The sequence below is a fragment of the Streptomyces rimosus genome (assembly GCF_008704655.1).
GTDB classification, from domain to species: Bacteria; Actinomycetota; Actinomycetes; order Streptomycetales; family Streptomycetaceae; genus Streptomyces; species Streptomyces rimosus.
In genome coordinates this window covers 2876651-2898447 of the sequence record NZ_CP023688.1, presented here as the reverse complement: position 1 = coordinate 2898447, position 21797 = coordinate 2876651, and the positions used below count along the sequence as shown (strand labels likewise).

Here is a 21797-nt window from a genome sequence, read left to right as displayed (position 1 = left end):
GAAGAGTGCAGAGTCGGCGCGGTTGTGCATCGGACGACATCCGTGTGTTCGAAGGGACGGCTCATGGCACTCTCCCGTTCAGCACGTCGCTCCGCCCGTCTGCTCCCCCTCGCCACCGCGGTGGCCGCGACCTTCACCCTGGCCGCGGCCCCCGCCGCCGCACCCGGAGCCCCGGGCGTCGGCGACCCGTACTTCCCCAACCTCGGCAACGGCGGCTTCGACGCCCTGCACTACGACCTCGGCGTCAGCTACGAACCCGCCACCGGCCGCCTCGACGGCCGCACCGAACTGACCGCCCGCGCCACCCAGGACCTTACCTCCTTCAACCTCGACCTCCAGAAGCTGGAGGTCACCTCGATCGAGGTGGACGGCAGACGCGCGAAGTTCACCCGCTCCGGCGACGAGATCACCATCACGCCCGGGCAGGCTCTCGAAGAGGGCGAGCGCTTCACCGTGGAGGTCGTCTACGGCGGCGTGCCGCTGCCGCTCAGCGGGCCCATCGTCTTCGGCTCCGACTACGGCTGGATGAAGACCGCCGACGGGGTCTTCGTCGCCTGCGAGCCCAACGCCGCGTCCACCTGGTTCCCCTCCAGCGACCACCCGGGCGACAAGGCCACCTATGACATCCGCATCGACGCGCCCGAGGGCCTGACCGGTGTCTCCAACGGGCGGCTGGTGGACGCGTGGGACGAGGACGGGCGCTCGTACTTCCACTGGCGCGAGCGCAAGCCGATGGCCACGTACCTGGCGACCGCCACCATCGGCACGTTCGATGTCCGTACCGGCACCACCCCCGGCGGCATCCCGATCTACGTCGCCACCGACCCGAAGCTGCCCACCGGCACCGTCGACGTCTACGGCATCACCGCCGCGGTGACCGACTACTGGTCCAAGGTCTTCGGCCCGTACCCCTTCGAGGAGACCGGCGCGATCGTCGACGACATGCCGCAGGCGGGCTTCTCCCTGGAGACCCAGAGCAAGCCGATCTACTCGGCCGTCCGCAGCGAGTCGACCATCGCCCACGAGATCGCCCACCAGTGGTTCGGCGACTCGGTCTCGGTGAAGAACTGGCAGCACATCTGGCTCAACGAGGGCTTCGCCTCGTACGCGCAGTGGCTGTGGGACGAGCACAAGGGCACCCGCACCGCGCACGACGCCTTCCGCGCGGCGTACGCGGCCCGGCCCGCCGAATCCGACTTCTGGAAGATCAAAATCAGCGATCCGCAGCGGGACACCATGTTCGCGCAGGCGGTCTACTCGCGCGGTGCGATGACGCTCCAGGTGCTCCGCGAGCGCATCGGTGACCAGGCGTTCTTCCGGCTGCTGCCCGCCTGGACGAAGCTGCACCGGTACGGCAACGCGGAGACCCGGCAGTTCATCGCGCTGGCGGAGAAGATCTCCGGACAGCAGCTCGACGACCTCTTCCACACCTGGCTCGACACGACCGGCAAGCCGGCCCTGCCCTGACGCGCGGGCGCCCCGGGGGCGGCGCGGCACGCCGCCCCGCCCCCGGGGTACGGCGCGCCGCGTCCCGTACCGTTGATCTAGGTACGAGCGGTGGAAGGGGACGCCGAATGAGCCTGACCGGAACCCCGTTCTTCGTGGTGCTGCTGATCGCGACGGTCCTCGCGGTCCTCGCCACGCTGGTCCTGTGGGGCCGGGTCCGCGGGCCGCAGCCGGTGCGCTGGCTGGCCCGGATCATCCTGATCGGCCTGTGTCAGCTCACCGCCATCTGCGTCGTCGCGGTGGCCATCAACAACAGCTACGGCCTGTACGCCTCCTGGGACGACCTGCTGGGCACCGAGCAGGGGGCGGTCGCCATGCCCGGGCCGCCGGTCGGGCGCGCCAAGTTCAACGAGGGCCCGAACGGCATCAAGGACACGTACTTCCGCGGCGCCAAGTCCCATCTGTCGGGGCAGGTGATGGTCTGGACGCCGCCGCAGTACGACGACCCGGCGTACCGGAAGACGAAGTTCCCGGTCGTGATGCTGCTGCACGGCGTGCCCGGCTCCCCGCAGTCCTGGCTCGAACAGGGCGGCATGCCCGGCGACCTCCAGCAGCTCGTCGAGGGCAACGCGGCGCACCCCTTCATCCTCGCCATGCCCGTCGTCAACCCGGGCAGCGTCGACACGGACTGCACCGACGTGCCGAACCACAAGACCGCCACCTGGCTCGCGAACGACGTCACGGACCTGATCGGCAACCACTTCCGTACCGCGCCCGGACCCAAGAACTGGGGCCTGCTCGGCTTCTCGACCGGCGGGTTCTGCGCGGCCAAGCTGCCGTTGCAGTACCCGAAGAAGTTCGGCGCGGGCGTGGCCTTCGACCCCGACCCGCTGACCGGCGACCCGGACGTGCTCACCGACCCGGCGCTGCGGCAGCGCAACAGCCCGCAGTGGCTGGTCCGCCACGCCAAGGCCGATGTCGGCCTGTTCCTGGCCACCTCGGCCCAGGACCCGATCAGCCCGCCTGCCAACATCGAACGCCTCAAGAGGGCCGCCGAGGGCACCCCCACCCGGGTCAGGACGCTGGTCCTGCCGACCGGCGGCCACAACTACGGGACGTGGACGCGGATGTATCCGGCGGCGTTCGGGTGGCTGAGCCAGGAGCTGGACGTGCCGCGGCCGTCGGCGTAGAGCCGGGGCGGAATCACCGCGGCTTCAGCTGCTGCGGCCGCGGCAGGTGGAAGCCGAAGTAGACGGCCGCCATCCGCAGCGCGAAGACCAGGCCGGCGGAGACCACGGCGGCCACGTCCGCGCGGACGTGGAGGTGGTGGAGGCCCAGGTAGGAGGCGGCGCCCGCGAGGGCGGCGATGGCGTAGACGTCCTCGCGCAGCAGGAGCGGCGGGAACTCGCCGCACAGCACGTCGCGGATGACCTCGCCGACCACGCCGCTCATCACCGCGAGGATGAGCACCGCCAGCGGGGTGGCGCCCGCGGCGATGGCGGCGCGGGCCGCGATGACGGTGACGACCGAGAGTCCGACCGCGTCGACGACGAGCAGGGATTTGCGGGGGAGCTGCCAGTAGCGCAGATAGACGATGGTGCCCACGCTGACGCAGATGATCAGGGTGAGCAGGACCCAGTCGTGGGTCCAGTAGAGCGGGTGGTCGTCGAGGATCAGGCCGCGCAGGGTGCCGCCGGCGGTGGCGGCGGCGAACGCCAGCACCAGACCGCCGAACGGGTCCATGTTGGCGCGGTACGCGGCCAGCACCCCGCTCGCGGCGAAGGCCGCGATGCCGACCAGGTAGAGCACGTGAAGCATGGGGGCATGATCTCAGGCCGCCGGGCCGTGCCGCGCGTCCGTGGCGGTACGGGCGGGCCGATCGCCGGCCGGCGGTTGAAGAGGAAAGGGTCTACCGGCCGGTAACAAATCCGTGTAGCGTGCCACGCATGGCACAGGTGACCATAGGCAACAGCGAATTCGACCGCGACACGGCGGTCGTCCGCCGGGCCCCCGGGCACTACGAGGCCGACCTCTCGGCCGGCTGGACGATCATCCACGCGGTCAACGGCGGCTACCTGCTCGCCCTCATGGGCCGGGCCCTGGGCGACGCCCTGCCGCACCCCCACCCCTTCTCGGTCACCGCGCACTACCTGACCGCCTCCGTCCCCGGCCCGGCCGTCATCCGCACCGAGACCGTGCGCACCGGCCGCACCATGTCCACCGGCACCGCCACCCTCGTCCAGTTCGAGGAGGACGGCACCGAGGTGGAGCGGCTGCGGGTGCTCGCCGCGTACGGCGACCTCGACGCGCTCGACGACGACGTACGCACCACCGCCAAGCCGCCCGCCATCCCGCCGTACGAACACTGCCTCGGTACCGACAGCGCCCCCGAGGGGCAGTCGCCCATCCCCGGCAGCACCGCCATCGCCGACCGGCTCACCATCCGGCTGGACCCGGCGACCTGCGGCTGGGCCGTCGGCGCGCCCTCCGGGAACGGCGAGATGCGCGGCTGGTTCGGGCTCGCCGACGGCCGCGACCCCGACCCGCTCTCGCTGCTGCTGACGGTCGACGCGCTGCCGCCCACCGCCTTCGAGATCGGCCTGACCGGCTGGGTCCCCACCGTCGAGCTGACCACCCACATCCGCTGCCGCCCGGCCCCGGGCCCGCTGCGCGTCGCCATTACCACCCGCAACCTGGCGGGCGGCTTCCTGGAGGAGGACGCGGAGGTCTGGGACAGCGCGGACCGCCTCGTCGCCCAGTCCCGCCAGCTCGCCCGCGCGCCGAAGCCCGCCGCGGCGGCGTGACCGCCGGAGGCGCCCGCGCGAACCGCCTGTTCCAAAGGGGGCGCGCAGGCCAGGGCGACGTGCCAGACTGATCACATGGGGGACATGCCACTGCCACTGAGCATCGACGAAGACACGGTCGTCTGGCTGCACTTGACACCGACCGGCGCGGGCGGCCAGGCGCTGCCCGACGGGGCGTCGGCCGCAAAGCCCGACGACGGGGAGCTGGAACTGCCCGACGGCTACGGCAGCGCCCGGCCGGTCAGCGTGGACGGACGGGTCGCCCGGGCGCTGACCCGGGGCGGCGAGGCGCTGGAGGGCGCGCTGCGCCCGCTCGGCTCCGTCCTGGGCAGCATCCACCGCTCGCTGGCCAACGGGGATCACCGGCCGGACGAGGTCACGGTGGAGTTCGGGGTCACCCTCGGCTCGGACCTGAGCCTGGGGGTCTTCTCCGGCAACGGCGAGGCCAGCTTCAAGGTCTCCGCCACCTGGAACACCGGCAGCGGCAGTACGACCTGAGGACGGCGTGGTGGTGTCCGGCGTGGATCAGCCGCTGTACCGCTCCTTCGTATCGGTCCGCGGCGACGGACGGGCCGTCGGCGCGGGCGTGCTGGTCAGCGACGATCTCGTACTGACCTGCGCGCACGTCGTCAACAGCGCGCTGGGCCGGGACCGTTACGAGCAGGCGTTGCCGGGGCCGGGCCACACCGTCCGTCTCCGGCTGCCGCACGTCGCGCCCGACCGCGAGCTGACCGCACAGGTCGACCCCGCCATGTGGAGCCCGCCGCGTGCGCCGGGCGGCAGCGGGTCCGTGCCGCCCGGCGCGCTGCTCTACCACGGCGACCTGGCCGCACTCCGGCTTCCGGGCCCCGCGCCCACCGGCGCCGAACCGGCCCCCTTCCTCTCGCACGCCTACGGCAACGAGGTCATCGCCCTGTGGGCCAGCGGCCACCCGCTGCCCACCGTGCGCGCGGTGCCCCGGGTCTCCGCGCCGCCCTGGGTGGCGCTGGACGTGGTGGGCGGCACGGAGGTCAAGGAGGGCTTCAGCGGCGGGCCGCTGTGGGACCGCGAGCGGCAGGCCGTCGTCGGCATCGTGGTGGCCGACCTCCAGACCGCGGCCGGCGCCCGCACGGCGAACCGGCCCCCGGCCGCCGCCACGCTGTACGCGATCAGCATCCCCGCCATCGAGGCCGAACTGCCCGACCTGCCGCCGCCCGTGGTGCCCACCGCCCGGCGCGGCGTCCAGCAGCTGCTGGCCGTGCTGGAGACCGTACTGACCACCCCGGACCTGGTCCGCCGCTGCGAGGAGCTGCTCGCCTCCCGGCTGGGACGCCCGTCCCGCGGCCTCGGCGCCGACCTCGACCGGCTGGTCGGCCTGGCCGTGGGCGTCCGGCGCGGCGTGCCCGAACTCCTCCAGGCCGTACGCGAAGTGGCGCCGGACGGCAGCGGCCCGCAGTGGGAGCGGCTGCGCAAGGTGGCCCGCACGGTCAGCCCCGGCGAGTGCCTGACCCACGGCCAGCGGCGCGGCCTGACCGGCCTGCTGGCACAGTGCGTCCGCACGGACCCCCGCGCATTGCTGGACACCGTCCTGCCGCACGCCATCGAACTGCCCGCGGTGACCGGCCTGGCCGACGCCCTCGACGTCCTGGAGGGGTACGACGCCCCGGGCGACCAGCTGATGCCGCCGCTGCTCCAGGGCGTGGTGCGCATCGGTGTGGAGGAGAGCGAGGCGGGCCCGGACCTGGCCGAGGACCTGGCGGCCTGGGCGCAGCGCGCCGCCGCCCGGCTCGGGGTGGACCTGGCCGCCGTACGGCAGTACACGGCCGATGTGCGGGACCACCACGCCGAGCGCGCGCGGGCCGTCGCGACGGAGCACCGGGCCGCCGCCCGCGGTCACCACGAGCAGCGGGCGGGCAGCTGGGCGGGGGTCGGCAGCGCCGCCGTGACCATGATGCCCCGGCCGAACGGCACGGCCCCGGCCGCGCACCGCAACGGCACACGGCTGTCGAAGGTGCCCCGCGTCCAGGTGGAGCTGCTGCCCGCCGCCACCGGGCGGCACTTCACGTACCAGGTGTGGGCCTGGAGCGGCGGCGACGCCCCGCACGTCCTCGTCCTCGCCCAGGACGCGGAGGTGACCAGCGAACAGGTCGTGGACGACATCCACCGCGTCCTGGTCAACGAGATCCGTGAGGACCCCGAGCCCGCGCTCGTCGAGTTCTTCCTGCCCGCCGCCTGGCTCGGCCTGCCGGTGGACCGCTGGGAGTCCTTCGACAGCGACGAGGACGGCCCCTTCGAACTGGGGTTCACGCGCCGGGTGGTGATCCGCACCGCCCGGCGCTCCCGCGAGAGCTACGCCGGGTGGAAGCGGCGCACCGCCGCCCTGGACGGCGCCCGCAGCCTGGTCCTGGACCACGGTGCCACCGACCGCAAGGTGGCCCGCGCCCGGCTGGAGATGCAGCCCGAGGTGGGCACGGTGATCGTGTGCTGCGAGCCGCGCCACCACGGGACGCTGCTGCGCCAGTGCGTCCAGGCGGGCGTGCACACCGTCCTGTGGCACCGCGAGGAGCACGGCGAGAACATCGCCGCGGGCCTGCTCGAACTGGTCGAGGGCGGGCACCACACCCAGCTGCCCGAGACGGTGCGCCTGGAGCGGGCCAAGGCGGTCGCCGAGGCCGCCTCGACGCACCACCGGGGACGGCAGCTGTCCCTGATGTACGACGCGCCCGACCACCGGCCACCGCAACTGGCCCCGGACGCCTGGGTCCTGACCCAGCCGTGACGCAGCAAGTGAGCAAGGACGAAGGAGAACGACCCGTGGCCCGAGAGAGCACACCCGACCACGGCCCGGGAGCCGGGCCGGAGCCCGAGGGCTGGTGGGTGTTCCGCGGTCCCGCGCCGCTGCCCGCGGCGCCCCCGTGGCGCTACTTCGCCGCCGCGCGCAGGAGGCCCGAGGCGCCCGCGCCGTATCTGATGGACCGCAACGAGGTGTCCGTCGTCAACGCCGCCCTCCACCTGCACCGCCCGCTGCTGGTCACCGGCCGCCCCGGCACCGGCAAGAGCTCGCTGGCCCGCGCCATCGCCGCCGAGCTGGGCCTCGGCGACGTGCTGCGCTGGTCCGTCAACAGTCGCTCCACCCTCGCCGACGCGCTCTACCGCTACGACGCGGTGGGCCGGCTGCGCGAGGCGTCGCTGCGCCGCGAGCGGGATGCCGCCCGTACGGCACCGCGCCGCCTCAAGGACCACCGCGGCGCCTTCACCACCGACATCGGCCACTATCTGCGCCTGGGACCGCTGGGCACGGCGCTGGCCGCCACCGACCGGCCGCGGGTGCTGCTCGTCGACGAGCTGGACAAGTCCGACATCGACCTGCCCAACGACCTGCTGGTGGTCCTGGAGGAGGGCGAGTTCGAGATCCCGGAGCTGGCCCGGCTGTCCGAGCAGCACCAGGACGTGCATGTGCTGACCGACGGCAGCCGGGAGCGGGTGCGCGTGCACCGCGGCGTCGTCTCCTGCGCGCACTTCCCGGTCGTGGTGATGACGAGCAACGGCGAGCGGGAGTTCCCGCCCGCCTTCCTGCGCCGCTGTGTCCGCCTGGACCTGCCCGACCCGACGCCCGAGCGGCTGCGCGACATCATCGCCCACAACCTGGGCCCGGCCGCGCTCGCCGAGGCCGAGGACCTGATCGACGGCTTCTTCCAGCGTTCCAAGACCGAGACGCTGGCGACCGACCAGCTGCTGGCCGCGGTCCATCTGCGGATCACGGGTGCCGACCTGACCAAGGACGAGCTGCTCTCCGCGGTCATGCACCGCCTGGACGAACCCATGTCGCCATGATCGACCGGCTGCGGCAGGTCCTCGCCGGGCAGGGCTACGACCTGGGGGCGCACGAGCTGCTGGACGTCCTGTGGCTGGCCCGCGCGGTGCGCGAGGGGGAGCGGCGGCAGGCCGCGGCCGAGGAGGAGTCCCGGGCGGACGCGGGCCCGCCCGGGAGCGATGACGGGGGCACGGAGCCGACGGCGGAGGGCACGGCGGAGACAGGCGCGGAGGACGGGGGAACGGAAGGCCCGGATACGGCGCGGAGCGAGCAGGAGACCGACGGGGCCGAAGCGGCGCCGGGCGGCGACCGCGCCACCGTCCTGCCGTCGCAGCGCTCCCTGTACGCGATGGGCAGCGAGGGCGGCAGCGCGCGCAGCCGCCGCGCACGCCCCGCGCGGGCGCCGGGCCGCCGCGCCCTCGCCCGACCCCAGCACCTGTCCCGCGCGCTGCGCCCGCTGCGCCGGTTCCAGCCGCACCCGCACCGGCGCGTCACCGACGTGGAGGCGACCGTACGGCTCGCCGCGGAGACCGCGCTGTTCGACGTGGTGTCCCGGCCGGACCTCGAACACCGCTGGTCCGCCGTGCTGTTGGTGGACGACGCGCCCTCGATGCAGGTGTGGAGCCAGCTGGCCGGCGAACTGCGCGCGGTGCTGGACCGCAGCGGCATCTTCCGGAGCGTCCGCGTGTGCGCCCTCGACCCCCGGAAGATGGCCGTCCCGGGGCGGCTGCCGTGGGTCGCGGGCCCCACGCTGACGTTCGTCCTCACCGACGGCACGAGCCCCGGGTGGCGGACCCCCGACGCGGCGCGCGCGGTGCGCGGCTGGGGGCGGTACGGACCGGTGGCGGTGCTCCACCCCCTGCCGCGGCGGCTGTGGCGCGGCACCGCGCTGGACGCCCAGCCCCGGCTGCTGACCTCGCCCGTCGAGTTCGGCGGACCGGACCGGACCACCGTCCTGGACCCGCTGACCGGCGAGCCGGACCCGGAGGCCGAGGAGCCGGGGACGGTGGCGCTGCCGGTGGTCCCGCTGACGCCCGGCGGGCTCGGCCAGTGGACCGCGCTGCTCACCCGCCCCGGCGTCCCGCACCTGGTGGACACGGTGCTGCTGGGCGAGGACCCGGAGCAGGACCCGCCGCGGCCCGCCGGATCGGCCGAGGAGCTGGTCGCCCACTTCCGCGGCGCGTTCTCGCCCGAGTCCTACCGGCTGGCCGTACGCCTCTCCGCGATCAACCCGCTCACCGTCCCCCTGATGCAGCTGGTGCGGGCCGCCACGATGACCGACGCCGGGCCCACCCAGGTCGCCGAGATCCTCCTCGGCGGGCTGCTGGAACGGGTCACCGACCCGCGCCGGGCGTCTGCCCTCGGCCCGCTCGGCGGCCTGCTGGGCGCCGGTGCCGGGCAGCCGGTCTACGACTTCCGTCCCGGCGTGCGCGAACTCCTCTTCAGCGGCCTGGGCACCCAGCAGTCCCTGGCCGTCGTCGAGGCGGTCGGCCGCGCCCTGGAGCCGTACATGGGCCGGCTGCCCGACTTCCCCGCGCTGGTCGCCGACGAGACCGGGGAACTGCGGCTCCAGGAGTCGGCGCAGGCGTTCGCCGTACTGGCCAGCCCGGTGCTGGAGCGGCTGGGCGGCGGGGCGGTGGCCGGGGCGTCCGAGGCCGGTGTGGTGGCCGGGCCGTACGCCACGGCCACCGTGGAGGCGGCCGATACGGATACGGAGCCGCAGCCGCCGGACGAAGCCGCCGAGCCCGCCGTCCGCTCCCACCCGCCCGTACCGGTCCTGCCCGCCGACGAACCGCGCGAGCCGCTGCGCGCCACCCTCCTCGGACCGGTGGGGCTGTGGCGGGGGGACCAGCGGATCGAGCTGCCGGTCCGGCTGGACCGCACGCTGCTCGCGGCCCTCCTGCTGCACCACGAAGACGTGGCCTCCGACGCCGAACTGCTCGGCGTCCTCTGGGGCGGCGACCCGCCCCGCGGTGCCCGCGCGTCGCTGGACCACAGCGTCGCCCGGCTGCGCAAGGCGCTCGGCGAGGACGGACACATACTGGCCCGTGAGCGTGTCGGCTACGCCCTGCGCGGCGACGCCGGCACCGAACTCGACGTGGACCTGGAGCGCGCCGAGGAGTACCAGCGCGCCGCCCGCGCCGCCGGCGAGGAGGGCGACTGGGCCCGCGCCCGTACGCTGCTCGACGCGGCCATCGGCCTCTGGCAGGGGGAGCCCCTGGGCGGTCTCACCGGCCCGTACGCGCAGTCCGAACGGCTCCGGCTGACCGAGTGGCGGCAGACCCTGGTCGAGGACCGCATCGAGACCGACCTGCGGCTGGGCCACTACGCCCGGGCCCAGGCGGAGCTGGCCGAACTGGTCGCCCGGTACCCGTCCCGCGCCCGCCTGGCCGAACTGCTGGCGCGCGCGTGGGGCTGGGGCGAGACGGAGCGGGCGGACGCGTCCGCCCGGGACGGGGCACCGGCCCGGACGGAGCGCGAGCCGCTGCGCATCACCGTGCTCGGGCGGGTGCGGATGCACCGTGGGGACACGGCTCTGGCGGTCGGTTCCCCGCAGCAGCGGGCGCTGCTGGCCGTGCTCGCGCTGCGCGGTGGACGCGCCGCCTCCGAGGCCGATCTGATCGAGGCCGTGTGGGGCGACGAGCCGCCGCGCGCCGCGCCCGCGGCCCTGCGCACGTACGCGTCCCGGCTGCGCAAGGCCCTCGGCCCCGACTCGGGCGTCCTGGTGAGCGAGGGCGGGGGATACGCACTGCGGCCGTACGGCGGTACGGACATGGTCGTGGACCTGCGCCACGCCGAGGAACTGGCCGCGACGGCCGCCGAGGCGCGGGCCGCACACGACTGGGAACGCGCCTGGGAAGCGCTGGACTCGGCCGTCGCCCTGTGGCGGGACGGCGAGCCCCTGGCGGGTCTGTCCGGCCCGTACCTGGCCGCCGAGTCCCGGCGCCTGGCCGACTGGCGGCGCACGCTGATCGAGGACCGTACGGAGGCGGAACTCCGGCTCGGCCGCCACGCCGCCGCCGAAGAGGCGCTGACCTGGCTGCTCTACCTGGACCCGGCCCGCAAGCGGACCCGCGAACTGCTCGCCCGCGCCCTGGCCCACGACGAGCCGGTCTCCCCGGGCCTGCGCAGCATGCTGCGGGCCGGCCGGTACGGGCCCCGGCAGGAGCGGGCGGGCGGGCGGCGCGCCGAGGCACGGCAGCTGACGGAGCACCTGGCCCGGGAGGGCGAGACGGCGCGGACCGCCTGCGTCGTCTCCGGTGGCGCGGGCGTCGGGAAGACCAGCCTGGCGGCCCAGGTGACCGACGCGCTGCAGGAACGCTTCCCGGACGGACGGCTGTACGCGATCATGCCGGCGACCGGCGACCCGGAGGCGGCGGTCGCCTACCTGGCGGGTGCGCTGCTGCGGCAACTGGGCCTGCGGGCCGCGGAGATCCCCGAGGATCCCGCCGAACGCCTCGCGTTCTACGGGGCGGTGGTCCGTGGCCGTCGCCTGATCGTCGTCCTGGACGAGGTGCGCGACGTGGAGCCGGTGCTTCCGCTGCTCCCGGAGACGCCGGGGGCCGCGCTGGTCATCGGCCGCGACCGGCCCCCGGCCGGGCTGCCCGGGGTGCTGTCCCTGCATCTGGAAGCCATGAGCACGGCCGACGCGCTGGAACTCCTCGCGCTACGGGTGGGGGAGGAGCGGGTGGCGGCCCGCCGCTCGGTGGCGCGTGCGGCGCTCGAAGCGTGCGGCTGCTCGGAGGCCGCGGTCGACGCGGTGGCGGCGGAACTGATGCTGGAGGGCGGGACGGACCGTACGGCGGCCGAGGCCCTGATCACCGCCACCGCGCTGCGGCTGACCCACGACCTCGCCCCGCCCGCGCTCGCCGCCTTCCGGCTGCTGGCGCTGCCGGACTGCCCCGACCTGTCCGCGAGCGCCGTGGCCGCCCTGGCCGGCACCGACCTCGCCGACGCCCAGGCCCACCTGGCCACCCTGGCGCGGACCGGCCTGGTCAAGGTCCCGGCACCGGGCCGCTACCGGCACCGCGAGGCGCTCGCCTCCTTCGCGTACGAGAACCTGACCGCCCACACCTCACCGGCGGAGCGCCGCGCCGCGCTGTCCCGGCTGCTGGACTGGTACCTGGTCACGGCCCTGCGGGCGTACGCCCTCGACGCGCCCGACGCGCCCCTGCTGCACCAGGTCGCCGCCGCCGGCACCTCCGTCACCTCCCCGCGTCTCGCCGACCGCAGGGCCGCGGCGGACTGGTGGGCGGCGGAGGGCACCGGGGCGCTGTCCGTGGTGCGGCAGACAGCGGAGCTGCTGTCCGACGGGCACGCCGCCCGCGGCGCCGACGTGCTGCTCCTGCTCGCGCCGCTGCTGGGCACGGGGCGGCACACGGAGCCGTACGAGGCCGCGGCGCGTGCGGTGGCCGACCGGGCCGCCGCCGACCACGACCGGCGCGCCGAGGGGCGCGCCCGGCTGGCGTGCGCCCGCGCCTGCCTGATGGCCGAGCGGTTCGACCGGGCGGACGACGAGGCCCGCCGCGCGTACCGGCTCGGGCTCGACGCGGGCGACCCGGTGACCAGCGGCCGCGCCCCGCTGGTGCGCGGCGCGGCGGCGTTCGCGCTCGGCGGGAGCGATGCCGAACAGCACTTCACCCTGGCCATGAGCCACTGTCAGGTGCAGGGCGACCGGCTCGGCGAGGCCGCGGTCCTGGTGGAGCGGTCCCGTCTGTTGGTAAGCGACCGTGCCCCGCAGCGGGGCGCCGAACTCGCCGAGCGGGCCGTACGCATCTTCCGGTCGGCCGGGCAGGGCCACCGCCTCGGCACGGCCCTGTACTTCCTCGCCGTCGCCCGGGCGAGCACGGGCGGCCACGAGAAGGCGCTGGAGGCCCTGGAAGAGGCGCTGTCCCTTTTCGAGGCGGCCGGGCAGCGGCTCTGGGCGGGCCTGACGCAGCTCAGGACCACCGAGTCGCTGCTCGCCGTCGCCCCCGCCAAGGACGCGGTCCAGGCGGCGGGGGCCGCGGTGCGGCTCTTCGAAGAGCTGGGCGACACCCGGCGATGGGCCGACGGACTCACTTTGCTGGGACACGCGTACGAAGCCTCCGGGGACGCCGAGCAGGCGCACGCGTGCTGGGACCGGGCGACCGGACTGTACGAGACGCCGAACGAGACGGTCCCGCGCGCCCGGCAGCGCACCTCTCCGCTGGAACCGGGCGCGGCGGGGGCGTAGCGCGGCCCCTGCGAGGCGCGTTACGCCGGTCCGCTCGCGTCCGCCCCCGCGAACGCGGCCAGCACCGCCGCCAGTTCGGCCGGCGCGTCCTCCTGCACGAGGTGCCCGGCCCCCTCGAACAGGCGCAGGCGGGCACCCGGGACGGCCGCCGCCAGCTTGTGTGCCCAGGCGACGGGCAGCCAGGAGTCCTCCGCTCCCCAGCCCACCAGCGTCGGCACGGTCAGCTCGCCGAGCCGCCCTTCGAGGTCATCGGTGAGATCCAGCCCGTTCTGCTCGATCTGCCGGTAGAACGCGGCCTGCCCTTCCTCGGTGCACCACGGCGCGACGATCCGTTCCAGGGCGACCGGGTGCAGTCCGGGGTGGCTGCCCGAGCCGATGTACTCGGTCACCAGCGCCCGGTGCAGGCCCGCCGGCAGCCGGCCGAACACCTCCGGGTGGCTGCCGAGCAGCCGGTACGTGGGGGAGCCCCAGCCGGTGAGGACGACCGCGTCGAGCAGGGCGAGGCGCCGGTAGCGCAGCCCGTGTACGAGGTGGGCGCGCAGTGCCACGTAGCCGCCGAAGTCGTGGGCGGCCACGGTGGGTTCGCGGGCGTCCAGGCCCCAGTGCGCGAACAGTTCGGTGAGGACCTCGGCCTGTTTGGCGAGGGAGACGTCCTGCCCGGTGGCCATCTCGGAGTCGCCGTAGCCGGGCATGTCCCAGACGTACACCTGGAACCGTCCGGCGAGCGCCCGGGCGACGTCCCGCCAGATGTAGGAGGAGAACGGCGTCCCGTGCAGCAGGACCAGGGGCGGCGCGCCGTCCTCCCCGAAGGTGGTCCAGCGCACGGCGCCGGCGGTGCTGCGGTACGTACGGTCCAGTCGCCACTGCTGTGTCATGACCGTAAGGATAGACACTCCTTACAGGGGTGTCGAGGGGTTTCACCGGACCCGCGCCGGTCCGCCCGGCGGCCCCGGGTGCGCGGGTGCGGCCCGGCGCGTGCGGGCGAGCCCCCACGCGCTCGGCACGCGCCCCCGCGCCTGCTCGTAGAATCGTGCGCACCATGGTTTACCTCGACCACGCCGCCACCACCCCGATGCTTCCGGAGGCGGTGCAGGCGATGACCGCCCAGCTGACCGTCACCGGCAACGCGTCCTCGCTGCACGCCGCGGGCCGGCGGGCCCGGCGCACCGTCGAGGAGGCGCGGGAATCCCTCGCCTCCGCGCTCGGCGCGCGCCCCAGTGAGGTGGTCTTCACCGCGGGCGGCACCGAAGCCGACAACCTCGCGGTCAAGGGCCTGTACTGGGCCCGCAGGGACGCCGACCCGGCCCGCACCCGCGTCCTCGCCAGCCCCGTCGAACACCACGCCGTCCTGGACGCGGTGGAGTGGCTCGCCGAGCACGAGGGCGCGCGCGTCGAATGGCTGCCCGTCGACGCGTACGGACGGGTGCACGCCGACGCGCTGCGCGAGGCGATCGCGCGCAACCCCGACGATGTCGCGCTCGCCACCGTGATGTGGGCCAACAACGAGATCGGCACGATCATGCCGGTCCGGGAACTGGCCGGGGCGGCCGCGGAGTTCGACATTCCGCTGCACGCCGACGCGGTCCAGGCGTTCGGGCAGCTGGAGGTGGACTTCGCCGCCTCCGGACTGGCCGCGATGACCGTCTCCGCGCACAAGATCGGCGGACCGTACGGCCTCGGCGCGCTGCTGCTGCGCCGGGAGTACGCGCCCGTCCCCGTCCTGCACGGCGGCGGTCAGGAGCGGCAGGTGCGCTCCGGCACGCTGGACACCCCCGGCATCGCCGCGTTCGCCGCCGCAGCGCGGCACGCCGTCGCGCACCGCGAGGAGTTCGCCCGCGACATCGGCGCGCTGCGCGACGACCTCGTCAAGGCCGTACGGGCCGCCGCCCCCGACGCCGTCCTCGGCGGCGACCCCGACCCGGCGGGCCGGCTCCCCGCCAACGCGCACTTCTCCTTCCCCGGCTGCGAGGGCGACTCCCTGCTGCTCCTCCTGGACGCGCAGGGCATCGCCTGCTCCACCGGCTCCGCCTGCACGGCGGGCGTCGCCCAGCCCAGCCACGTCCTGCTCGCCGCGGGCATGGACGCGGACCTGGCCCGCGGCACGCTGCGCTTCTCGCTGGGCCACACCTCCACCGAGGCGGACGTGGCGGCGGTCGCGGAGGCGATCGGCCCGGTGGTGGAACGGGCACGGAGCGCGGGCCTGAGCTGAGGCGCGCTCCCGCTCACCGGACCCGGTCGGCCACGGCCCGGACGAGCAGCCGCCAGGACGGCTCGGCGCCGGTGCCGAACGCCGTGGCGAGGGCGTACCCGACCGCGGCGTCCTCGCGCAGCGGCGGCGCCACGTCCTGGTGCCAGTCGGCCCACACATGCCCGGCGCCGTCCGAGGAGAAGTCCGCGATCCGGCGGCCGTCCTTGACCAGACGGCTGCCGCTGGGCGAGTCCGGCAGCAGCCGGTAGAGGATGCCGCCGTAGATCACGTCCACCCGGTGGGAGCGCCGGGTCCACCGCCCCTGGCCGGGGGCGATGTGCCCGGGGCGGCCGTCGATGGTCAGCCGGAGAGCGGCGGCGTCGCGGGTGCCGATCGGTACGGACCCGTCCGGTACGGCCTCCGGGGCCCGGCGCAGCTCGGCCGTCGGCACCCGCTCGCCGCGCACCGTCAGCAGGCCCGCCGCCGCGTCCAGGTCCAGGCCGATCCGGCCGAAGACCCGGTCCTCGGCGAGGCCGGGCCCGGGGCCGTGGCCCGTGCGCCCGGCGGCCGGGGCTCTGTCGTACGCCATGAGGGGTCCGTTCCACGTGGGGCGCGGCGGCGCCCTGGCGCGCCCCTGTCACGCCCCCGATGCCGGGGAAGGGCGGCTCAGCTCGGCGCGCACCAGGTCCAGGTACAGCCGCCAGTTCCAGTGTGGCCCGGGATCGGTGTGGTCGGTGCCCGGTACCTCCACATGGCCCACGATGTGCTGCCGGTCGGCGGGGAAGCCGTAGCGGCGGCAGATCCCGGCGGTCAGCCGCGCCGATGATGCGTACATGGCAGGGGTGAAGGATTCCGGGCGGTCCACGAAGCCCTCGTGCTCGATGCCGATGCTGCGCTCGTTGTACGCGCGGTTGCCCGCGTGGTACGCCACGTCCAGCTCCCGCACCGTCTGCGCCACCACCCCGTCCTTGCGCACCACGTAATGCGCGGCGGCGCCGTGCGTCGGGCTCTGGAAGACGCGCAGGGCGTCCGTGTAGCCCCCCTGGACGACGTGGATGACGACCCGGTCGATCGGGTAGTCGTCGGGGCGGTCGGCCTGGCGCCAGTTCGCCGGGGCGGCCGGGACCCAGCGCGCGGAGGTGTAGTCCACCGCGCCGTCCGTCCGCGGCTTCTTGCGGCCCGGCAGCTGCCACCACCAGCGCGCCACCTCGCCGTGCAGTGCGTACACGGCGCCGCCGGCCACGACCGTGCCGGCGCCGCCGAGCAGCAGGGCGCGTCTGCTGAACCCCTGGCCGCTGCCGCCGCCGGCCCGGCCGGCTTCCCCCGCGTCTCCCATGCGCTGCACAACGCTTGGGGGCCCGTCACTGGTTCCGTCTACCCTGGAGTGGTTATGACGACTGACGCTCCCCGCCGCCTCCGCGTGCTCGCCGCCATGTCCGGCGGTGTCGACTCCGCCGTCGCCGCCGCCCGCGCCGCCGAGGCGGGCCACGACGTGACCGGTGTGCACCTCGCGCTCTCCGAGAACCCGAAGTCCTTCCGCACCGGCGCCCGCGGCTGCTGCACGATCGAGGACTCGCACGACGCGCGCCGCGCCGCCGATGTCATCGGCATCCCGTTCTACGTCTGGGACCTCGCCGAACGCTTCCGCGAGGACGTCGTCGAGGACTTCTTCGCGGAGTACGAGGCGGGCCGCACGCCCAACCCCTGCCTGCGCTGCAACGAGAAGATCAAGTTCGCCGCGCTGCTGGACAAGGCGCTCGCCCTCGGCTTCGACGCGGTCTGCACCGGCCACTACGCCACGATCGTGGAGCGCCCGGACGGCGGCCGCGAGCTGCACCGCGCCTCCGACATGGCCAAGGACCAGTCCTACGTCCTCGGCGTGCTGGACGACCGGCAGCTCGCACACGCCATGTTCCCGCTCGGCGACACGCTCACCACCAAGGCGGAGATCCGCGAGGAGGCCGCCCGGCGCGGCCTGTTCGTCGCCAAGAAGCCGGACAGCCACGACATCTGCTTCATCGCCGACGGCGACACCCAGGGCTTCCTCGCCAAGCGGCTGGGCCGGGCCGAGGGCGACATCGTCGACGAGTCCGGAGCCAAGGTCGGCACCCACGAGGGCGCGTACGGCTTCACCATCGGCCAGCGCAAGGGCCTGCGCATCGGCACCCCGGCCCCGGACGGCAAGCCGCGCTACGTCCTGGACATCTCCCCGGTCGACAACACCGTCACGGTGGGCCCCGCCGAGTCCCTGGACGTGACCGCGCTGACCGCCGTACGCCCGCGCTGGTGCGGCGCCGCGCCCACCGGCCCCGGCACGTACACCGCCCAGCTGCGCGCCCACGGCGGCGAGACCGAGGTCACCGCCGAGCCCGTCGACGGCGGGCTGCGCGTCACCTTCGCCGAGCCGGTCCGCGGCGTCGCCCCCGGCCAGGCCATCGTGCTGTACGACGGCACGCGCGTGGTGGGCTCGGCGACGATCGCGACGACGGACCGCGCCCGCGCGGTGGCCTGACCGGCGGGCGCGGGCCGCGGTCAGGTCTCTCAGAGCACGCCGTGCACCGACCGGCGGTAGGTGGTCCGCCGGTCCTGCACGGCCTCCCAGCGGTCGCCGTACACGTTCTGCGTGATCGCGGGCTCCGCCAGGAAGTCGTGCGGGAAGCCCAGCGGCACGGCGCTCACCTCGTCGAGCCGCCGCAGCGCGTCGGCGTCCAGCTCCACGTCCACGCTCGCGAGGTTGTCGGCGAGCTGGCTCTCCTTGGTCGCGGCGATGATCGGAATGATGTTGCCGGGGCGCTGCCGCAGCCAGGCCAGCGCCACCTGCGCCGGGCTCCAGCCGCCCTGCTCCGCGACCTCCAGCACCGCCGTGACCGTCGCCTCCTCCTGCTCCGACGCGTGGCCGCCCTCGCCGGTCACGTCCAGCCGGCCGCGCTCGCCGCGCCGGTACTTGCCGGTGAGCTTGCCGGCCGCCAGCGGGGCCCAGGCCAGTACGGCCAGGTCGAAGGCGCGCGCCTGGGGGAGCAGCTCCCGTTCCGGTGTGCGCTCCAGCAGGCTGTAGCGCAGCTGCGAGCCCGCGAACGCGGTCCAGCCGCGCAGCTCGGCGAGGGTGTTGGCCTGCGCGATCTCCCAGGCCGGCCAGTCGGACACGCCGACGTAGTGCACCTTGCCGGACCGTACGACGTCGTCCAGCGCGCGCATCACCTCCTCGACCGGGGTGAAGTTGTCCCGCGCGTGCACCCACAGGACGTCGAGGTGGTCGGTGCGCAGCCGGGCCAGGCTCTGTTCGACCGACTGCACCAGATTCTTGCGGTGGTTGCCCGCCGCGTTCGGGTCGCCCTGACGGGTGGCGCAGGTGTACTTGCTGGCCAGGACGAAGCGGTCCCGGCGGCCTTCGAGCAGTTCGCCGAGGATCGTCTCGGCGCTGCCGTCGGTGTAGTTGTTGGCGGTGTCGATGAAGTTGCCGCCCGCGTCCTCGTAGGCGTCGACGATCCGCGCACTGGTGTCCTTCGAGGCGCCCCAGCCCCAGTCGGAGCCGATGGTCATGGCGCCGAGGCTCAGCTCGCTCACCCGCAGACCGGTCCTGCCGAACAGTGTGTAACGCACGAAGGGTTCCCTCTCGCTCGGGTCGTGGATCACTCGGATCGTGGATCACTCGGGTCCTGGATCAGACGCTAGGAGCTGGAGTGCCCTCCAGGGCAAGCGCCTTGCCGGTCGGGCGGGCACCGGGCGGGCCGGACCCTGACAAATGTCACGGCGAAGCCGTTACAGGCGGTCCTGCCGTGGCACGGGGCGCGCGGGCGAAGCTGAGGGCGTCGTCACGGACGGACGGCGCGGACAGCGACCCGGAGGACCCATGGACAGCCAGACCCGCAGCGGCACGGAAGCGGCCCCCGGCACCGGTACGGCCACGGCCCCCGCGCCCCGCCCGAAGCTGGAGGGCCCGCGGGCGCTGCTCCTGGACGCCGGCGTCCCGATCGCGTCGTACTACCTCCTCACCGGCGCCTTCGGCCTGAGCACCCTGGCCGCCCTGGCCTGGAGCGGCGCGCTGCCGGCCGCCCGCTCGCTGTGGAGCCTGGTCAGGGAGCGCCGCCTCAACGCGGTGGCCACCCTGATGACGGCGACGAACATCATCGGCCTGCTGCTCAGCCTGGTGGCCGGCGACGAGCGGCTGATGATGGCCAAGGACAGCGCCGTGAGCAGCACCTTCGGCCTGGCGGTGCTGGTGTCCGCGCTGATCGGGCGGCCGCTGATGGCGCCGGTGCTCAAGCCGTGGATCACCAAGGGGGACGCGGCCAGGAGCGCCGCGTGGGACCGGCTGACCGCGGAGTCAGCGTGGTTCCGGCGGGTGCAGCGCCGGCACTCCGCGGTGTGGGGCGCGGCCCTGCTGGGCGAGTGCGTGGCCCGGGTGATCGGCGCATTCACGCTGCCCGTGGACACGATGGTGTGGCTGGGCACGGTGATGCTGATGGCGGCGATGGTGCTCGCCATCGTGGCCAGTGGGGTGATCGGCATCGACAAGATGGAGAAGCTGGTACGGGCCGAGGCGGCGGCCGAGGCGGCTCCCGCCCCGGCCGACGCCCCGGCCCCCGAGGTCAGCGCAGCCCCGGCAGGGACCGCAGCTCGGTGATCCGCAGCACGCGGGCCAGCAGCAGGAAGAGCAGGGCCATGGTCGCGGCCCCGGCGGCGAGGGCGAGCGCCGTGGACCAGAAAGCGTCCCCGGTGGCACCGGCACAGGCGTGGGCCGCCGCCCAGCCCACCGCCCCGGCGGCCAGCGCGGCACCGGTCAGCTTGCCGTACGTACGGCTCAGCCGGCGCCCGTCGAGCCGGCCCTCCAGCCGACGGCGCAGCAGGAACGCGCTGGCCAGCAGCCCGACGGCGTACGCCACGGCGTATGCGGCGGCCATCCCGGTGACCGCCCACCGGGCCGGCAGCAGCAGGTGGCAGGCGGTGGCGAGCGCGATGTTGACGCCGGAGATGCACACGGCCAGCAGGAACGGCGTACGGGTGTCCTCGAAGGCGTAGAAGCCGCGCAGCAGCAGCGACTGGGCGGAGAACGGGATCAGGCCCAGCCCGAGGGCCTGGAGCATCTGCCCCAGCGGCACGGCGGACTCGGCGCTGGCGGCGCCGTGCGCGTACAGCAGCTGCGCCATCTCCGGGCCGAAGGCCACGAAGAAGACGGCGGCCGGGACGATGACCGCGCCACTGAGGCGCAGCGCGCGGGAGAGGTCGCCGCGCAGGTCGTCCAAGCGCTGCTCGGCGACCGCCCGGGTCATCCGGGGCAGCAGCGCGGTGATCAGCGAGACGGTGACGATGGACTGCGGCAGCCCCCAGATGTTCTGGGCGTAGCTGTACGAGGAGAAGCCGACGCCGTCCTTGGGGAGTTCCTGGTCGGCGGCGGTCGCGTAGTGCGCGACGATCGTCATCGAGACCAGGTTGACCAGCACGAACAGCAGCGTCCAGCGTGCCGCGTTGGCGCTCTTGCGCAGCCCGGTGCCGCGCCAGTCGAAGCGCGGCCGGAAGCGGAACCCGGCTTCGCGCGCGTAGGGGATCAGAGCGAGCGCCTGGAGGGCGATGCCGAGCGTGGTGCCGACGCCGAGCAGCCGCACCTGCGCGTCGGTGATCTCCGCCACCGTCTCCGGAATGGTCAGCAGGCCCACGTACGCGCCGAACATGGCGATCAGGACGACGTTGTTGAGCACCGGCGTCCACATCATCGCGCCGAACTTGCCACGCGCGTTGAGCACTTGCCCGAAGATGCCGTACACCCCGTAGAAGAAGATCTGCGGCAGCAGGAACCGGGCGAAGACGACGGTCAGTTCGTAGGCGGCGTGGTTCTCCGGAGTGTCCGTCGTATACAGGCTCACGATCCCGGGCGCCGCCCACACCGCGAGCAGCGTGCCGATGCCGAGGACCGTCAGCACGAGGGTGACCAGCCGCTGTTCGTGCGCCCGCCCGCCGTCCGGGTGCTCCGCCCTGGCCCGGACGAGCTGCGGCACGAGCACGGCGTTGAGCGCGCCGCCGATCAGCAGCGTGTACAGGCTCATCGGGACCAGGTTCGCCGTGTTGTACGTGGTGGCCAGCAGCCCCGTACCGAGGGCGGCGGCCTGGAGGACGCCCCGGAACAGGCCCGTCGCCCGGGAGACGACCGTGCCCGCGGCCATCAGGAGCGAGGAGCGGCGCAGGCTGCCGGAGGGCGGGCCGGATTCATCGCTTAATGCGGCGTTCACACCCCCGTCCCCGGTGTTGTCCGCCGTGTTCTTCCTGTGCGTATGCGTACGCGTTCCCTCCACCATGACGGCAACCTAAACCCAGGACTTCACCAAACGCGACTTCCGCCCCGGTGGCCCCCGGCGG

The 21797-nt window shown here is 74.5% G+C and carries 16 protein-coding genes; 10 read left to right on the top strand and 6 right to left on the bottom strand.

Annotated features, from left to right (window positions below; genetic code table 11):
• Positions 1 to 63: 63 nt before the first annotated feature.
• Together CP984_RS11745 and CP984_RS11740 are read left to right on the top strand one after the other, a co-directional pair.
• Positions 64 to 1467, top strand: coding sequence for a M1 family metallopeptidase (locus CP984_RS11745; RefSeq protein ID WP_003982855.1), 1404 nt, complete (start codon positions 64 to 66; stop codon positions 1465 to 1467).
• A 107-nt stretch (positions 1468 to 1574) separates the two neighbouring features.
• Entirely contained in the window at positions 1575 to 2636 is a 1062-nt protein-coding gene (locus CP984_RS11740; RefSeq protein ID WP_003982854.1) for an alpha/beta hydrolase, read from the top strand.
• A 13-nt stretch (positions 2637 to 2649) separates the two neighbouring features.
• Here the strand turns inward: CP984_RS11740 and CP984_RS11735 are convergent, their stop codons facing one another.
• Entirely contained in the window at positions 2650 to 3264 is a 615-nt protein-coding gene (locus tag CP984_RS11735; RefSeq protein WP_003982853.1) for a trimeric intracellular cation channel family protein, read from the bottom strand.
• Positions 3265 to 3392: 128 nt separating this feature from the next.
• Here CP984_RS11735 and CP984_RS11730 point away from each other — a divergent pair, with 128 nt between their 5' ends.
• The 5 genes from CP984_RS11730 to CP984_RS11710 all read left to right on the top strand — a co-directional run bounded on the left by CP984_RS11730 (position 3393) and on the right by CP984_RS11710 (position 13258).
• Entirely contained in the window at positions 3393 to 4250 is an 858-nt protein-coding gene (locus CP984_RS11730; protein ID WP_003982852.1) for a thioesterase family protein, read from the top strand.
• 75 nt (positions 4251 to 4325) lie between these two features.
• Entirely contained in the window at positions 4326 to 4748 is a 423-nt protein-coding gene (locus CP984_RS11725) for a CU044_2847 family protein (protein WP_003982851.1), read from the top strand.
• 22 nt (positions 4749 to 4770) lie between these two features.
• Positions 4771 to 7008: a VMAP-C domain-containing protein gene (locus tag CP984_RS11720; protein WP_226048648.1), complete on the top strand. Its 2238-nt coding sequence runs from the start codon at positions 4771 to 4773 to the stop codon at positions 7006 to 7008.
• A 35-nt stretch (positions 7009 to 7043) separates the two neighbouring features.
• Positions 7044 to 8063, top strand: a complete 1020-nt coding sequence (locus tag CP984_RS11715; protein WP_003982849.1) for an AAA family ATPase — start codon at positions 7044 to 7046, stop codon at positions 8061 to 8063.
• Entirely contained in the window at positions 8060 to 13258 is a 5199-nt protein-coding gene (locus tag CP984_RS11710; protein ID WP_030179051.1) for an SAV_2336 N-terminal domain-related protein, read from the top strand. The genes CP984_RS11715 and CP984_RS11710 overlap by 4 nt, the downstream gene beginning before the upstream one ends.
• Positions 13259 to 13278: 20 nt before the next feature.
• Here CP984_RS11710 and CP984_RS11705 read toward each other — a convergent pair whose 3' ends face one another.
• Positions 13279 to 14133 (bottom strand): alpha/beta fold hydrolase, encoded by an 855-nt coding sequence (locus CP984_RS11705; RefSeq protein WP_003987463.1) that lies wholly within the window; start codon positions 14131 to 14133, stop codon positions 13279 to 13281.
• A gap of 164 nt (positions 14134 to 14297) precedes the next feature.
• On the opposite strand from CP984_RS11705, the gene CP984_RS11700 reads away from it, so the two are divergent.
• A complete protein-coding gene (locus tag CP984_RS11700) occupies positions 14298 to 15467 on the top strand; it encodes a cysteine desulfurase family protein (RefSeq protein WP_003984973.1) in 1170 nt (389 codons plus the stop codon).
• A 13-nt stretch (positions 15468 to 15480) separates the two neighbouring features.
• On the opposite strand, the gene CP984_RS11695 is transcribed toward CP984_RS11700, so the two are convergent.
• Positions 15481 to 16035 carry a hypothetical protein gene (locus CP984_RS11695; protein WP_003984974.1) on the bottom strand — a complete coding sequence of 185 codons (555 nt, stop codon included), beginning with the start codon at positions 16033 to 16035 and terminating at the stop codon, positions 15481 to 15483.
• Positions 16036 to 16083: 48 nt separating this feature from the next.
• The gene (locus tag CP984_RS11690; protein ID WP_003984975.1) at positions 16084 to 16782 is read right to left on the bottom strand and encodes an N-acetylmuramoyl-L-alanine amidase; all 699 of its coding nucleotides are present in this window, start codon (positions 16780 to 16782) and stop codon (positions 16084 to 16086) included.
• Between the two features lie 54 nt (positions 16783 to 16836).
• Here CP984_RS11690 and mnmA point away from each other — a divergent pair, with 54 nt between their 5' ends.
• Positions 16837 to 17958, top strand: a complete 1122-nt coding sequence (gene mnmA / locus CP984_RS11685) for a tRNA 2-thiouridine(34) synthase MnmA (RefSeq protein ID WP_003984976.1) — start codon at positions 16837 to 16839, stop codon at positions 17956 to 17958.
• 29 nt (positions 17959 to 17987) lie between these two features.
• Here mnmA and CP984_RS11680 read toward each other — a convergent pair whose 3' ends face one another.
• Entirely contained in the window at positions 17988 to 19046 is a 1059-nt protein-coding gene (locus CP984_RS11680; RefSeq protein WP_030179059.1) for an aldo/keto reductase, read from the bottom strand.
• 250 nt (positions 19047 to 19296) lie between these two features.
• Between CP984_RS11680 and CP984_RS11675 the strand changes: the two genes are divergently transcribed.
• The gene (locus CP984_RS11675; protein ID WP_003984978.1) at positions 19297 to 20070 is read left to right on the top strand and encodes a VC0807 family protein; all 774 of its coding nucleotides are present in this window, start codon (positions 19297 to 19299) and stop codon (positions 20068 to 20070) included.
• On the opposite strand, the gene murJ is transcribed toward CP984_RS11675, so the two are convergent.
• A complete protein-coding gene (murJ, locus tag CP984_RS11670) occupies positions 20036 to 21604 on the bottom strand; it encodes a murein biosynthesis integral membrane protein MurJ (protein WP_030179061.1) in 1569 nt (522 codons plus the stop codon). The genes CP984_RS11675 and murJ overlap by 35 nt on opposite strands.
• Positions 21605 to 21797 lie beyond the last annotated feature (193 nt).

What these genes read in the sequence shown, in the direction of transcription:
- CP984_RS11700 (WP_003984973.1), top strand. Translation starts at nt 14,298, where the DNA reads ATGGTTTACCTCGACCACGCCGCCACCACCCCGATGCTTCCGGAGGCG.
- CP984_RS11745 (WP_003982855.1), top strand. Translation starts at nt 64, where the DNA reads ATGGCACTCTCCCGTTCAGCACGTCGCTCCGCCCGTCTGCTCCCCCTC.
- CP984_RS11735 (WP_003982853.1), bottom strand. Translation starts at nt 3,264, where the DNA reads ATGCTTCACGTGCTCTACCTGGTCGGCATCGCGGCCTTCGCCGCGAGC.
- CP984_RS11730 (WP_003982852.1), top strand. Translation starts at nt 3,393, where the DNA reads ATGGCACAGGTGACCATAGGCAACAGCGAATTCGACCGCGACACGGCG.
- CP984_RS11690 (WP_003984975.1), bottom strand. Translation starts at nt 16,782, where the DNA reads ATGGGAGACGCGGGGGAAGCCGGCCGGGCCGGCGGCGGCAGCGGCCAG.
- CP984_RS11710 (WP_030179051.1), top strand. Translation starts at nt 8,060, where the DNA reads ATGATCGACCGGCTGCGGCAGGTCCTCGCCGGGCAGGGCTACGACCTG.
- CP984_RS11675 (WP_003984978.1), top strand. Translation starts at nt 19,297, where the DNA reads ATGGACAGCCAGACCCGCAGCGGCACGGAAGCGGCCCCCGGCACCGGT.
- CP984_RS11705 (WP_003987463.1), bottom strand. Translation starts at nt 14,133, where the DNA reads ATGACACAGCAGTGGCGACTGGACCGTACGTACCGCAGCACCGCCGGC.
- CP984_RS11695 (WP_003984974.1), bottom strand. Translation starts at nt 16,035, where the DNA reads ATGGCGTACGACAGAGCCCCGGCCGCCGGGCGCACGGGCCACGGCCCC.
- CP984_RS11740 (WP_003982854.1), top strand. Translation starts at nt 1,575, where the DNA reads ATGAGCCTGACCGGAACCCCGTTCTTCGTGGTGCTGCTGATCGCGACG.
- murJ (WP_030179061.1), bottom strand. Translation starts at nt 21,604, where the DNA reads ATGGCCGCGGGCACGGTCGTCTCCCGGGCGACGGGCCTGTTCCGGGGC.
- mnmA (WP_003984976.1), top strand. Translation starts at nt 16,837, where the DNA reads ATGACGACTGACGCTCCCCGCCGCCTCCGCGTGCTCGCCGCCATGTCC.
- CP984_RS11725 (WP_003982851.1), top strand. Translation starts at nt 4,326, where the DNA reads ATGGGGGACATGCCACTGCCACTGAGCATCGACGAAGACACGGTCGTC.